11 protein-coding genes are annotated in these 13,983 nt (G+C 34.8%); 4 read left to right on the forward strand and 7 right to left on the reverse strand.

Translation table 11 applies throughout. From position 1 onward, the window contains the following. Positions 1 to 39 precede the first annotated feature (39 nt). Positions 40 to 1,101, reverse strand: a complete 1,062-nt coding sequence (locus tag G9Q29_RS11265; protein ID WP_166137284.1) for a DUF3810 domain-containing protein — start codon at positions 1,099 to 1,101, stop codon at positions 40 to 42. A 110-nt stretch (positions 1,102 to 1,211) separates the two neighbouring features. On the opposite strand from G9Q29_RS11265, the gene G9Q29_RS11270 reads away from it, so the two are divergent. Continuing rightward, positions 1,212 to 2,675: an aminoacyl-histidine dipeptidase gene (locus G9Q29_RS11270; protein WP_166137287.1), complete on the forward strand. Its 1,464-nt coding sequence runs from the start codon at positions 1,212 to 1,214 to the stop codon at positions 2,673 to 2,675. 167 nt (positions 2,676 to 2,842) lie between these two features. Here the strand turns inward: G9Q29_RS11270 and G9Q29_RS11275 are convergent, their stop codons facing one another. The 3 genes from G9Q29_RS11275 to G9Q29_RS11285 all read right to left on the reverse strand — a co-directional run bounded on the left by G9Q29_RS11275 (position 2,843) and on the right by G9Q29_RS11285 (position 6,398). Continuing rightward, positions 2,843 to 3,610 (reverse strand): carboxypeptidase-like regulatory domain-containing protein, encoded by a 768-nt coding sequence (locus G9Q29_RS11275; protein WP_166137290.1) that lies wholly within the window; start codon positions 3,608 to 3,610, stop codon positions 2,843 to 2,845. 84 nt (positions 3,611 to 3,694) lie between these two features. Then, positions 3,695 to 5,614: a DEAD/DEAH box helicase gene (locus tag G9Q29_RS11280; protein WP_166137293.1), complete on the reverse strand. Its 1,920-nt coding sequence runs from the start codon at positions 5,612 to 5,614 to the stop codon at positions 3,695 to 3,697. 205 nt (positions 5,615 to 5,819) lie between these two features. Next, a complete protein-coding gene (locus G9Q29_RS11285) occupies positions 5,820 to 6,398 on the reverse strand; it encodes a non-canonical purine NTP diphosphatase (protein WP_166137296.1) in 579 nt (192 codons plus the stop codon). Positions 6,399 to 6,660: 262 nt separating this feature from the next. Between G9Q29_RS11285 and G9Q29_RS11290 the strand changes: the two genes are divergently transcribed. After that, positions 6,661 to 9,045, forward strand: a complete 2,385-nt coding sequence (locus G9Q29_RS11290) for a hybrid sensor histidine kinase/response regulator (RefSeq protein WP_166137299.1) — start codon at positions 6,661 to 6,663, stop codon at positions 9,043 to 9,045. Here G9Q29_RS11290 and G9Q29_RS11295 read toward each other — a convergent pair. Next, on the reverse strand, positions 9,038 to 9,802 hold the full coding sequence (locus G9Q29_RS11295) for an NYN domain-containing protein (protein WP_187038256.1): 765 nt from the start codon (positions 9,800 to 9,802) through the stop codon (positions 9,038 to 9,040). The genes G9Q29_RS11290 and G9Q29_RS11295 overlap by 8 nt on opposite strands. A gap of 259 nt (positions 9,803 to 10,061) precedes the next feature. On the opposite strand from G9Q29_RS11295, the gene G9Q29_RS11300 reads away from it, so the two are divergent. Then, positions 10,062 to 11,324: an aminotransferase class I/II-fold pyridoxal phosphate-dependent enzyme gene (locus G9Q29_RS11300; RefSeq protein ID WP_166137302.1), complete on the forward strand. Its 1,263-nt coding sequence runs from the start codon at positions 10,062 to 10,064 to the stop codon at positions 11,322 to 11,324. A 132-nt stretch (positions 11,325 to 11,456) separates the two neighbouring features. On the opposite strand, the gene G9Q29_RS11305 is transcribed toward G9Q29_RS11300, so the two are convergent. Next, positions 11,457 to 12,575: a GTP cyclohydrolase gene (locus tag G9Q29_RS11305; protein WP_166137305.1), complete on the reverse strand. Its 1,119-nt coding sequence runs from the start codon at positions 12,573 to 12,575 to the stop codon at positions 11,457 to 11,459. 22 nt (positions 12,576 to 12,597) lie between these two features. Beyond that, a complete protein-coding gene (locus G9Q29_RS11310; RefSeq protein WP_166137308.1) occupies positions 12,598 to 13,542 on the reverse strand; it encodes a transporter in 945 nt (314 codons plus the stop codon). A gap of 120 nt (positions 13,543 to 13,662) precedes the next feature. Here G9Q29_RS11310 and G9Q29_RS11315 point away from each other — a divergent pair, with 120 nt between their 5' ends. Next, a complete protein-coding gene (locus G9Q29_RS11315; protein WP_166137311.1) occupies positions 13,663 to 13,941 on the forward strand; it encodes a DUF4834 family protein in 279 nt (92 codons plus the stop codon). The last annotated feature ends 42 nt before the right edge of the window (positions 13,942 to 13,983 follow it).

The following is a 13,983-nucleotide window of genomic DNA, read 5'->3' on the forward strand; positions in this document are numbered from 1 at the left end:
GCTTGTTTTTCTGTTCAATGTGCCGAATTTATTGTTTTGTTACAGCGGTTTGTCTTTGTAGAAGTTCACCATCAAATCAACATATTTGCTGTAGCTATTTAAGCCGTCTTGTTGCTGATTGAGTTTTAAAAATTGATCATAAAAAGCGTGAAAAGCGGTGTCAATAAAAGTGTCGTATTGTTCCCAAAAAGCAATACTTTCTTTGTAATTCTGAATGATTCCAGGATTTATTTTTTTTAGTAAAAGTTGGTACTGTTTTCCATCACGAGCCTGCCAATTAGCCAAGCAATACCGCAGCGCAAGGCTGTAGCCAGAATATTTGATGTAAAGATTACTGTTTTTAGTAGAAGCCATAAATCCAATAAAATTACATTCGCTTTCGCTTGCATATCCTATCTGATGAGCCATTTCATGATTGGTAGTCATGGCAAAACTGTACAGCGGTCCAAGCGAGTTTACTTGAGCTTCATTCGTAAAAGGATTCAAATAACCACCAAAACCCATGTAAGTTAAGGGTGTACTCCAAAGCGATTTTTTTATGCTCGCTTTTTCGTATTTCAAGAAGGGAAATTCTTTTGCTAAGTTGTCGTAACCGTTTTGATTCATTTTAAAAATAGCCGCCGCACTATAAGGTATCATCACTTTTTTGTTTTTTACTCCCGTAATTTGATGATGAATAGCGTTGGTTTTAACGATTAATTTTTCTGTGAAAAGCAGTAACTCTTCGTTGGTGTATTCTTTTTGAAGCTGTAGTTTTTCGTGCAAAGGTTGTCGGTAATAATTGTATCCCCACAAAAAGTGAAAACAAAAATAAAGCACCGAACAAAAGTTTAGTATTCCCAGAATGGTTTTCTTTCGATTGGAAAGCCAAGATTTTTTTAAATTCCAAACCCATCGTATTAAAAACAATATCAAAATAAAATAGAGAACATCTCCCACTGAAAAAGGAATTTTTCCCAAACTGCTTCTTAAAAATCGCGAAAGAATAGGGTATAACGTTTGACTGTACTTTGTTTCGACCTCTTCAGGGAAATACGGCAAAATTTGTAATAGTACAATTTGAAAAAATAGTAAAAGGGACAAGAAGTAGGATTTGCGCACGAGTGTTTTTTTTATTCCCGTAAATATAATTACAATATCAATTCTATCGTAATCGATTTTAAACTTTGTAACTTTGAACTTTCATTAATGTAAACATCTAAATATACGACATGAGTCAAGAAATAAGAAACCTGGAGCCGAAAGCGCTTTGGAATAAATTTGCAGATTTGAATGCAGTACCTCGACCTTCAAAAAAAGAAGATCGTGTAATTGCTTTCATGAAAAACTTCGGCGAAAGCCTTGGTTTGGAAACTTTTGAAGACGAAATTCGCAATGTGATTATTCGTAAACCTGCTACTGCCGGAATGGAAAACCGCAAACCAATTGTGCTTCAAGGACATTTGGATATGGTGCATCAAAAAAACGGAGACACCGCATTTGATTTTGATACGCAAGGTATTGACATGTATGTTGATGGCGACTGGGTTCGTGCGCGCGGTACCACTTTAGGTGCCGATAATGGTTTAGGAGTAGCAGCAATTATGGCTATTTTAGAGAGCACTACAATTGCGCATCCAGCTATTGAAGCTTTGTTTACCATTGATGAAGAGACAGGTATGACGGGAGCGTTAAACCTGCAAGGCGGTATTTTGCAAGGTCAAATTTTATTGAACTTAGATACTGAAGAAGATGATGAAATTGACATAGGTTGTGCTGGTGGCATTGATGTTACGGCCACTGCCGAATATGACGAAGAGGATACTACTGAAGGATCAGTAGGCTACAGTATTACGGTAAAAGGCTTGAATGGTGGGCACTCTGGTATGGATATTCACAAAGGATTAGGCAATGCTAACAAAATTATGAATCGTTTGTTATTTGACGGATTTGATAATTTTGGATTGCAAATTGCTGAAATAAAAGGTGGTAGCTTGCGCAACGCTATTCCGAGAGAAAGTGTGGCTAAAGTAATCATTGCCGAAGTTTACGATGAAGCTTTTGTTTTTGACATGCAGCAAATTGTAAACGAAATCAAAACCGAACTAAAAACTACCGAGCCTAATTTAGAAGTTGTTTTTGAAAAATTAGAAACAACTCCTGCTAAAGTAATGCCTTCGATTGCGCAGTTTTATTTTGTGCGCGCTATGTACACGGCACACAATGGCGTGTACAGTATGAGTGCCGACTTTGATAATTTAGTTGAAACTTCCAATAACATTGCAAAAGTGATGCTAGGAGAGGGGCAACTTACAGTTCAGTGTTTAACTCGTTCATCTGTTGAAACAGCTAAGTTTGACTTGGCTAATGGTTTGCGATCTGCATTTGAATTAATGGGCTGCGAGGTGGAGTTTTCAGGCTCTTATCCGGGTTGGACACCGAATTCTAAATCTGAAATTTTAGATGTTTTGGTGCCGCTTTATGAAAAGCAAAATGGCGAAAAACCACGAGTTGTTGCTTGTCATGCTGGTTTAGAATGTGGTATTTTGGGAACAAATTATCCAGATATGGATATGATTTCGTTTGGGCCAACGATTCATGGAGCACACTCGCCAGATGAAAGAGCGAGCATTTCATCTTCTCAAAAGTTTTGGAAATTCTTCGTTGAAATATTGGCTAATATTCCTCTTAAATAAAATAATTTTTGACCGCAGTTCTTGATGAAATTAGGAGCTGCAGATTGTCATAAAATCTTTTTGAAAACACTTCTTTTAGGAGTGTTTTTTTTGTTTGAAATTCTTTTAAATAAAAAATCCTCTTTTTGTTTTATCAAAAGAGGATTTTATCGCTGAATAATTTTATTTTATTTCTTTTTTAGCACTTTGTAATCTTCGTAACAAGCGCTTATGGCATCCATAATTTGCAAGTCGTTGGCAGTTTTAATGAACGATTCAGAGTAGTTGCAACGTTGTAATATTTCAGGAATTTCGTTTTTATCTATACCAAGCAAAACGGCAATGGTTTCTCGGTCAAACTTAGATTCTAGTAGTTTACGCACGGTATCGTCTTTTTTCATCTCCTTTAATTTCTTCAATTCCTTCGGATTTTTACCAAAGAAATTATAGAGTAAATCGGCGGGATTGAATATCGATCCTAAAACTTTTCCAAATGCGTTTGGAGAATATTGCCCAGCTTCATAGCCTTGTGTTAAGCCTGAAATACTGTAGCGGTAGTTTTCCTTTACAGGGATTATCTTGCTGTCTACCTCTAAATATCCAGTTAAATTGAAAGGTCTAATAACAACTTCTTCCAATGCAATAGCCTTTTCTGTCAATTGAATTTTAGTAGTTCTGTTTTTGATCCAGTCATTAGTAACGCGCACGCGCAAGGATTGAAATCCTAGACTAGTAATGTGTAAAGTGTCATTTACTTGTACATCCAGTTCAAAATGGCCGCTCTCATCAGTTGTGGCTCCTCGTACTTTATTGACGTTGATGATGTTTACGCTCGAAAGCGGTTGCTTGGTCGTGTTACTCAGGATGATTCCTTCTACTCTTTGCGATGGCTCTCTAACTTGCGAAAAAGCAGATATTGAAAGTGTTATAAATAGAAAAACTACAAAATATTTCATACTTAGATTTAAGACTTTAAAAGTAATAAATCAAGATTAAATATTTTGTAGTTCTCTTATAATTATAAGAAAATTAACTAAACGTTAGTCTCTTCTTGGTCTTCTTGGTCTAGGAGCGTCTCCAAAACTTTCAGAACGTCTTGGTGCTCTGTCAGATCCGCCTTCGCTTCTTGATCTATCCGATGAAAAACCACCTTCTCTTCTTGAAGAAAAACCGCCTCTATCACTTTTAAATCCGCCTTCTCTTGGAGCAGCACTTCTGTCGCTTCTAAATCCGCCAGAACCTTCTCTTCTTGGTGCAAAACTTCCTTCTCTTCTTGGAGCTGAACTTCTTCCGCCAAAACCACCACCAGAATTTCTTCCGTTATGATCACGTCTTCCGCCACCGTCATTTTTAGAAATTTCAACATTGATTCTACGTCCTTCTAATTGTACGTTATTCAATATCTCCATTACTTTATCAGTGTGTTCTGGATCAGTGTTAAAGAAAGAGAAACCTTCTTTTACGTCTACTTTGAAAACGTCATCACGACCTAAGTCTAATGTTTCTTTCAAGTAATCTTTCAAAGACATCCAATCAAAGTTATCTCTTGATCCGATATTTACAAAATAACGAGTTGCTCCACCATTGTTGTTTTCTCTCGGTTCTCTGTCGTCGCTTCTTTCACGTCTTTCTCCAGATTGTGACGAAATGTCTCTTGTTTTCTTGTAGTAATTGATGAAACGGTTGAATTCAACTGAAACCATTTTCTTGATCAACTCTTCTTTAGATAAACCTTCAAGAACACTGTTGATAGCTGGTAAATAGTTGTCAATTTCGTGATCAACCTCAGTATCTTTTATTTTTGTAGCTAAGTGCAACAATTGAATTTCGCAGATTTCGATTCCTGATGGAATAACTTTTTCTTCGAATTTTTGCTTGATAATTCTTTCAATAGAAGAAATTTTACGCAATTCACTTTTGGTAACAATAACAATTGATGTACCTAAACGACCAGCACGACCTGTACGGCCAGAACGGTGGTTATAAGTTTCAATTTCGTCAGGTAATTGATAGTTTACTACGTGTGTAATGTTATCAACGTCAATTCCACGAGCGGCAACGTCAGTAGCAACAAGCATTTGAATTTGACGACCACGGAACGATTTCATAACGCCATCACGTTGTGCTTGAGATAAATCTCCGTGCAATGCTGCGGCGCTGTATCCGTCTTCAATTAATTTTTCAGCAACTGCTTGTGTGTCTCTTTTGGTACGACAAAAAACAACTGAAAAGATATCGGGATTTGCATCAGCTAAACGTTTTAAAGCTTCGTAACGATCACGCGCGTTAACTAAGTAAAATTCGTGTGATACTGTGTTTGAACCAGAGTTTTTTGCACCTACAGTCACTTCAACTGGATCGGTCATAAATTGCTTTCCAATGCGTGCTACTTCAGCAGGCATAGTTGCAGAGAATAACCAAGTGTTTTTGTCGTCTGGAGTTGTAGATAAAATGTTAACAATGTCTTCGTAGAATCCCATGTTTAGCATTTCATCTGCTTCATCTAAAATGCAGTAGTTGATTCCAGTGATGTTTACTAAACCTCTGTTAATCATATCTTGCATTCTTCCTGGAGTGGCCACAATGATTTGTGCGCCTCTCTTTATTTCTCTAGCTTGTTCTGTAATGCTAGCTCCACCGTAAACTGCTACCACATTAATACCTTTTTCGTATTTAGAGTAGTTTTTAAGTTCGTTGGTAATCTGCAAACACAACTCGCGCGTTGGAGATAAAATTAATGCTTGTGTGTTTCTGTTGTTAGCATCAATTTTTTGGATAACTGGAAAACCAAAAGCTGCCGTTTTCCCTGTCCCTGTCTGAGCCAACGCAACCATATCTGTATCTTTTTCCAATAATAGGGGAATCGCTTTCTCCTGTACTTCGCTCGGATTTTCAAATCCTAGATCTAAAACCGCCTTCAGTAACGATTCACTCAATCCTAATTGTTCAAATTTATTCATATGTATTTTTAAAATAGGGTGCAAAATTACTCTAAAATATCCATATAAACTAATGCAATCTGAAGATTTGTGGTTTTATTACAATTTGATTATCAGAAAGTTATCTTTTGTTATTCAAAAGGTTAATGAGTTTTGTAAAATTAGTATGTTAAATTATGACTTGTTTAGTGTAGAATTGTTGTAAAAATGTTATGCTTTGGCGGTGCTATCTTTTTTCATGAAGAAAATCAAGCAATTGCTGTGTAGCTTTACCTCGGTGGCTGATTTTGTTTTTCAAGCTCAGTGGTAATTGAGCAAACGTTTCTTGATATCCTTCGGGTTGAAAAATAGGGTCATAGCCAAAACCTTGATTTCCAGTTTTTTCATGAGTGATTTCTCCTTTTGCAATTCCTGTAAAAAGATGCTGTTCTCCGTTAATGTTAAGTGCAATAACTGTTTTAAACTGAGCACTTCGATCATTTTTGGTTGAAAGTGCTCCTAAAAGTTTGTTCATATTATCATCAGCATTGCGTTGTTCGCCTGCATATCTGGCGCTATAAACTCCTGGTTCGCCATTCAATGCAGCTACTTCAAGACCTGTGTCATCGGCAAAACAATCATAACCGTAGTTTTGGGTAACGTAATTCGCTTTTAAAATCGCATTGCCTTCAATTGTGGATGCAGTTTCGGGGATTTCTTCATGACAGCCAATACTTTCCAGTGACATTATGGTAATGCTGTCTGGCATTATGCTTTGTAATTCGGCTATTTTATTTGGGTTGTTGGAGGCAAAAACTATTTTCATGAGTTATATTTCGTTTAAACAAAGATAATAATTTGAAGAAGGCTTCGATAGCCTTTACTTGTAAATAACTTTCTTGTTTTGAAATCAGGTGAGTGTATTCACAAATTAATTTCATTTTGTTTTTAAATGGTGTTTTTTACTAAAACCTTTTATTAAATCTTATTTTTGCTTCCATTTTATGATTAACTTTATCTTGTGATGTAAAACCAAATGTGCGCTCTGCACGTAGATAAGAATACAGGAATTTAAGTAGAATAGCAGTATGGGAGAAAAAAAGACAAAAAATAATTTCGCTTTTTTGGGTTTGGTTTTAGTTATCTTATTTTCTGTCAATTCCCGGGCACAATTTATTGTAAAAAATTATACTTCTTTAAGTACATTTTCATTACACGAGCATACCTCTATAATTGATATGCAGGATCGTGTTTTAACAATTGAGCAAGTAATCAAAGGTTTTGATAGTTTTAAACCTGTTCCCTTAAAATCTGAAAATGACGATTTAGGTTTTTCGCAACATCATTTTTGGGCAAAAACGGGTTTAGTAAATGCTACAAATGTAGAGTTTCACTATTATATGGAAACAGCTAGACCGATGACTGACGTGGTTGAGTTGTTTATTGTTAATCGTGCAACGGGTAAAATAACCAAAAAAATTAGTGGCGATGCTAAGCCTTTCGAGGATCGTGATTTTACCAGTCGAAAATCAATTTTTGAGCTAACTCTACCTCCAAAAGCACAGTTCGATTTGTATTTGCATTTGAAGAGCGACGGCGAAGTGGTTAAAATCCCAATGCTTATTTATTCGACTGAAAGTTACATTGCCCTGATGTCTAAGGAAAATTTGTTTTTTGGTGTCTTTTACGGCATGCTTCTTATAGTTGCGGTAATTTACTTCTTTTTTTATCTCGCTTTAAAAGAGAAAATTTTTCTTTTTTACAGTTTGTATGTAACTTCTGTGGGTTTGTTGCAGTTTTCTTTGGATGGTTTCTTTTATAAACTAGTAGTTTCAGATGGTAGTTGGTTTTCTAAACATGCCATTTTACTCATTGCAATTGTCGCCGTATTCATGTCGGGTATGTACAGTCAGTTATACCTGAGAATTAAAGAAAATAGTAAAACAATTTACCAACTTTTTAAGGTTGCGTATGGTTTGTTAATTTTTCTCCTATTTTCAGTAATTTTCTTGCCAAGCATATTGTTGTTTTCCTACATATTAGTTAATGTTTTAACTTTAGTTTTTCTTTTGCTGATTGTTTATTCGATAGGGTTTTTGTATTACACGAAAAAGCCTGTTGATTCCTATTTTACGACTGGAATTTTGTTTTTGATTTTAGGTTTTGGTGTATTTATTTTATACAATTTTGGATTGTTACCTATTAATTTTTTTACACAAAACAGCTCTAAATTAGGTACTGCACTTGAGGTAATTTTTCTGTCGTTGTCAATGTCTAATCTAATTCGAAATCTGAAAAACGAAAAAAACGAATTGAATCGTCTTGCTTTGGTTCGTTCTGAAGAAATGAATGATTTGAAATCTTACTTCTTATCGAATATTAGTCATGAATTGCGAACTCCTTTGAATGCTATTTTAAATTTAATTGAAAACATTTCAACAGAGGTTCAAGATGACAAAATCCGAGAAAATTGTCAAATTATCAAATACTCTTCACATAGTTTACTGAGTTCTGTAAACGATATTTTAGACTTTTCTAAAATTGAAAAAGGAGAACTTAAACTGGATAAAAGTCCGTTTAATCCCCTTGAAGTCTTAAATAATTTAAAAAACAATGCCATTTATCGGGCCAAAGACAAAGGACTTGAGTTTGAGTTTGTACAAAGTGGTACTTTTCCGGATCGTGTGGAAGGAGATGTAAATAGATTTGTACAAATTGTAAATAATGTGCTTAATAATGCTATAAAATTTACAGGTCGAGGTCATGTCAAATTTGTTGTAAGTTGTGAACTTACCGAGGGAGACAAGGCTCATATTGTATTGAATGTTTCGGACACTGGGATTGGAATTTCAAAAAGAAAGATCGGTAGTATTTTTGATTCTTTTTCCCAAAATAATATCAATAATAAACGAAAATTTGGTGGCTTAGGTTTGGGCTTGTATATCGTTAAAACCTTGGTTGATATGCAAAAAGGACAGGTTCAAATTGATAGCAAAGTTGATGTAGGTACAACCTGCGTTATTGCTCTTGACTTTCCAATTTTAAAAGCTATTGAAATAGTAGAAGCAAGTAAAATCGCGATTGAATATGATTTATCAGGTAAATCTATTTTGGTTGTAGAGGATAATCCTATTAATCAGATGGTTATAAAAATGATCACAAAAAAATGGCTAAATACCAATGTGACATACGCAAATAATGGGCAAGAGGCACTAGATTTTCTTTTGGGAACCACTTATGATTTGATATTGATGGACCTGCAAATGCCTGTGATGGATGGTTACGAGGCTACAATTGCTATTAGAAAAGGTGATGCCGGATTGCAAAATACCAATGTGCCAATTGTTGCCGTTACCGCGGATGTAATGGAAACTACCAGAGATCGAGTTAAAGAAATTGGTATGAATGATTACATTACAAAACCAATTAAAAAAGAAACTTTATTTGCTATTGTACAGCGATTGCTTAGCTAAAACGCAAGCGTACATACACATGTTTGATTCCTTTTTTATCGGAGTCACGTTCGTCAATCTCTAAAATGTCAGTCAAAGATTTTAACATGGGTGTGAGTTTAGTATATCCATAATTTCTGGGGTCAAATTCAGGTTTTTTCTTAACGATTAAATTGCCTACATCACCAAGAAAAGCCCAACCGCTTTCGTCACCAATATCTTCGATAGTTGCTTCAATAAGTTCAATGGTTTGCAAATCAATTTTATTTAAGCTTTTGGTTACGGTCTTTTTCGTATCGGTGTTGGCTCTTTTAGGAGATACTTTTTTAGTTGCGCCATCCAAAACTTCGATATAAACAAATCGGTCACATGCCACAATAAATGAATTTGGTGTTTTTTGTTCGCCAATTCCAATTACTTTCATGCCTGATTCACGCAATCGAATGGCTAAGCGAGTAAAGTCAGAATCGCTGGATACAATACAAAAACCATCCACTTTATCAGAGTATAATAAATCCATGGCATCAATAATCATTGCTGAATCGGATGAATTTTTACCAACCGTATAGCTGTATTGCTGAATAGGAGTTATGGCGTGCTCTAATAAAACACTTTTCCAACCTGCCGCATTTGGTTTGGTCCAATCTGCATAAATGCGTTTGGTAGTGGGTGTGCCAAATTTGGCAATTTCCTCCATCATACCTTTTACGTTGCTGTAAGGCACATTGTCGGCATCTATTAATACGGCTAATTTTAATTCTTTAGTGTTTTGTGACATGATGTATTACTTTTTAACAAGCTGCAGCCAAATATACAAAGTTTAAATGGCACCGATACTATGAAAATTGTAATCTATCTTATTATTAATAGGTCGAAAATTGCTTTCATAATTTGTAAAGTTTTTACTTGTTTACTGTAATTACTAATGATTTTAAGCTATTTATAACCAAAAAAAATAAATTTATTTTCAAGTCCTTTGTAAAATTAAATAATTATTTTTGCAACTTCTTAAAATTAAAATTATTACTTGATATATTATGGTAAAAGATTTATTCGAAAGGATTCAAAACAATAAAGGACCTTTAGGGAAATGGGCTTCTCAAGCCGAAGGTTATTTTGTTTTTCCAAAATTAGAAGGTGAATTAGGACCAAGAATGCAGTTTGGTGGAAAAAATATTTTGAATTGGAGTTTGAATGACTACCTAGGACTAGCGAATCACCCTGAAGTACGTAAAGCAGACACTGAAGCCGCTGTGCAATTTGGAGCTGCTTACCCAATGGGTGCGCGTATGATGAGTGGACACACTAAATATCACGAGCAATTAGAACAAGAATTGGCTGCTTTTGTAATGAAAGAATCAGCATATCTATTGAATTTTGGTTACCAAGGAATCATGTCAGCAATTGATGCTCTTGTAACAAGAAACGATATTATTGTGTATGATGTTGATGCGCACGCATGTATCATCGATGGTGTACGTTTACACAGTGGTAAGCGTTTTACATACAAGCATAACGATATCGAGAGTATGGAGAAAAACCTTCAGCGTGCTACTAAAATGGCTACTGAAACTGGCGGCGGAATTTTGTTCATTACCGAAGGTGTTTTTGGAATGCGTGGTCAACAAGGTAAATTAAAAGAGATTGTTGCGTTAAAAGAAAAATACAATTTCCGTTTGTTAGTGGATGATGCGCATGGTTTTGGAACTTTAGGTAAAACCGGTGCTGGTGCAGGTGAGGAACAAGGTTGTCAAGACGGAATTGATGTGTATTTTTCGACTTTTGCAAAATCAATGGCTAATATTGGTGCTTTTTTAGCAGCAGATAAAGACATTATTGATTATTTGAAATACAACATGCGTTCTCAAATGTTTGCAAAAGCATTGCCAATGATTCAAACCATTGGTTCGTTAAAACGTTTACAATTATTGCGTGAATCTTCTGCGATTAAAGATAAATTATGGGAGAATGTTAATGCGTTGCAAAACGGATTAAAAGAGAAAGGCTTTAATATTGGAGATACGAACACTTGTATTACTCCTGTTTACCTAGAAGGAAGTATTCCTGAAGCAATGGTGATGGTAAACGACTTAAGAGAAAACTATGGCATTTTCTTGTCAATTGTTGTGTATCCAGTAATTCCAAAGGGAATTATTTTATTGCGTATGATTCCAACTGCTTCACATACTTTAGCCGATATCGATGAAACTTTAGCAGCTTTTGAAGCTATCCGCGAAAAATTAGTAAACGGAACTTACAAACAAATTGCAGCAACCACTACTGTAGATATGGAAGCATAATTCAGTAGTGAATTATAAATAATAATCTCCAGAAGTTAACTATTTTAAGTTCTTGGCGATAAATAAAAAAAGGAGTAAAACATTGTTTTACTCCTTTTTTTATAGTGTCGTCTATTAGTTTCATCACTAGTTCTACAAATCTTTTTTGTAGGTACATCTGCGTTTGTGAATTTTTGGATCAAAATGTTTCCATAAATTCAAACTAGCCGCATTGTCTGCAAGTTCAGGTGTTCTAAAACAATCTTGAATATTCAACTTTTTAAAAGTTTCATAATATTCCTTAAAGATGATGGCGGTTACTGCCTTGTTTTGGTATTCGGGTAAAACACCAATTAGATAAAAAATGACATTTTTGCTCTGTTTTTTGGCTTTTAAAAGATGGATGAATCCAAATGGGAATAACTTTCCTTTTGCCTTTTTTAAAGCAGGAGCAAAGTCAGGCATAACAATGCTAAAAGCAACGATATTGTGGTCCTTGTCCTCTACAAACTTGATGTACTCAGGATTTATAAAACTAATGTATTTCTTTTTGAAATATTCTTTTTGAGTGTCAGAAATAGCTACAAACGACGATAACGATGCGTAAGACTTGTTAAATAAATCGAACATTTTATCTACATGAGGCATTACCTCTGCAGTAGTTTTGAAATTAAGTGGACTAAGTTGGTATCTTTTGCGAACCAAGTCATTCGCTTTCTCAAAAAACTCAAGTTTTACATTAACAAAAGGAAAGGTACTTTCGATATATTCTTTTTCTTTGATAAAGCCTAATTGTTCAAAATGCTTGGCATAATAGGGATGGTTGTACCAAGTAATCATCGTGCCAATTTGATCAAAACCTTCGGTTAAAACACCTACTTTGTCAAGGTTTGAAAAACCCATCGGCCCTTCAGCATAGATCATTTGGTGCTTTCTACCTAATTCGTAAACCTTTTCTAATAGTGCTTTTGTAACTTCGATATCATCAATTACGTCAAACCAGCCAAAACGTACTTTGCGTTTGTCTTGATCGTTTACTTCGCTCCAATTAATTATAGCAGCAATTCGTCCTACTATTTCTTGATTTCTTTTGGCAACGTAGAAATACGCCTCAGCGTTTTCAAAAGCTGGATTGTTTTTTTTATCAAAACCTTCTAATTCATCAGCAATTAGTGGCGGAATCCAGTTTTCGTTGTTTTTGTAAATGGTAAAAGGGAACTTAATAAAATCAGTTAATTCTTTTTTTGTAATCGCTTCGTGTATTGTAATCATTTTATGAAAAAAAAGTCTAGTGTTAATTTTTTGATCCTGTTTTGGATGTGTTGTTGTTTTTGGATTTTTTTGATCCCGATTTTGGACTATCGATATTGATGCGTACCTCTTTGTAATTAGCATCGTATCTCCAAGAAAAACCTAGTCCTCCGTAAAAAATAGAGGGTGTGTTTTTTAAACTCGTACTAATTGATGCGTCAATTTGCATGTCCTTATTTAGTAAGTAAGCGGTACCACCTCGAACAATGGCATCACTGTAAAAGTCACTTTTATACCCTTGATTTTCTACAAACCCCGACCATTTTTGTGTAATGCCTCTGGTTAAAGTAAGTACGTAGCCATAACTTGGGAATTCTGTGCCAATATAATCAGCAATAATATTAGTTACAAAAACCCATTTGCCATCACCCAAATGGTTTTGAGTAATCAGCATGATTTTTGGTGAAATACTCGATTGTAAATCAAAAGCATAGGGATTGTCTGCCATAGTAACATTTGCGCCAGCAAAAACGGAAACTGCAGGTACTAATTGTCTCCAATTAAAAGCTCTATTGGCCTTCCAGCTATAGACATTTACCTTTTTTTCATAATTTTTGAACGGGTCGTAAATCAAGTATTTAGCACCAAGTACGGTTTGTTTTAAATTAGATATTTTTGTTGAACTAAATAAACTATTGATTGTTTCGTTTTGATACTGCAAATCGGCAATAAGTTCTAATTTTTCTGAAAAAACTCCCCAACGCAACACAGCGTCAACGCCAAAGCCATTTGATTCATAATTTAAAATGGAATGCTTTTGACGAATGCCGTATACTCCCGTTTCTACTTGAATAACAGATTTACCGACTGAAAAAGCAGACATAGTTTCTCCAGGACGATTTGAGTTGATTTCATCAGTATGTTGTGCGTAATTGATGCTGCAAAAGGCCATCATTGTGCAAGATAGAAAGAGTTTTAAATGCTTCATTGTTTTTTGAGTTTAAAATTAACAAGGCTCTTCAAATGTACTATTTTTTATTATTTATTTAAGACTGATAACTTACTTTTGAACTTTGGATTTAGTAATTTTGAAAAAAAATATACCAATATGCAAACAGCTTCATTTTCTGGATTTATCAGAGCGATTTTTTACATGATTGCTTTTTATTATATTTTTCGTTTTTTAGCTAAATTATTTTTACCTCTTGTTGTGAAAAAAGTAGTTGAAAAAGCAGGTCAAAATATGCAGCAACAGCAATACCAGCAACAAAATAATTGGAATAAGTCACGCGCTAATGAGGATGTTGTATACAATACCGAAAATGTGAAAAAACCTCGTGAGACCAAAAAAGTAGGAGAGTATGTGGATTACGAAGAAATAGACTAAATTTGCGCTTTTTAGCATTAGATTTATTTAATTCAAATTCTT

The organism is Flavobacterium turcicum (assembly GCF_011365745.1).
In the GTDB taxonomy this organism is placed as follows: Bacteria; Bacteroidota; Bacteroidia; order Flavobacteriales; family Flavobacteriaceae; genus Flavobacterium; species Flavobacterium turcicum.

Coding starts and splice junctions, on each gene's coding strand:
- G9Q29_RS11270 (WP_166137287.1), top strand. CDS start 1,212: ATGAGTCAAGAAATAAGAAACCTGGAGCCGAAAGCGCTTTGGAATAAA.
- G9Q29_RS11275 (WP_166137290.1), bottom strand. CDS start 3,610: ATGAAATATTTTGTAGTTTTTCTATTTATAACACTTTCAATATCTGCT.
- G9Q29_RS11280 (WP_166137293.1), bottom strand. CDS start 5,614: ATGAATAAATTTGAACAATTAGGATTGAGTGAATCGTTACTGAAGGCG.
- G9Q29_RS11285 (WP_166137296.1), bottom strand. CDS start 6,398: ATGAAAATAGTTTTTGCCTCCAACAACCCAAATAAAATAGCCGAATTA.
- G9Q29_RS11290 (WP_166137299.1), top strand. CDS start 6,661: ATGGGAGAAAAAAAGACAAAAAATAATTTCGCTTTTTTGGGTTTGGTT.
- G9Q29_RS11295 (WP_187038256.1), bottom strand. CDS start 9,802: ATGTCACAAAACACTAAAGAATTAAAATTAGCCGTATTAATAGATGCC.
- G9Q29_RS11300 (WP_166137302.1), top strand. CDS start 10,062: ATGGTAAAAGATTTATTCGAAAGGATTCAAAACAATAAAGGACCTTTA.
- G9Q29_RS11305 (WP_166137305.1), bottom strand. CDS start 12,575: ATGATTACAATACACGAAGCGATTACAAAAAAAGAATTAACTGATTTT.
- G9Q29_RS11310 (WP_166137308.1), bottom strand. CDS start 13,542: ATGAAGCATTTAAAACTCTTTCTATCTTGCACAATGATGGCCTTTTGC.
- G9Q29_RS11315 (WP_166137311.1), top strand. CDS start 13,663: ATGCAAACAGCTTCATTTTCTGGATTTATCAGAGCGATTTTTTACATG.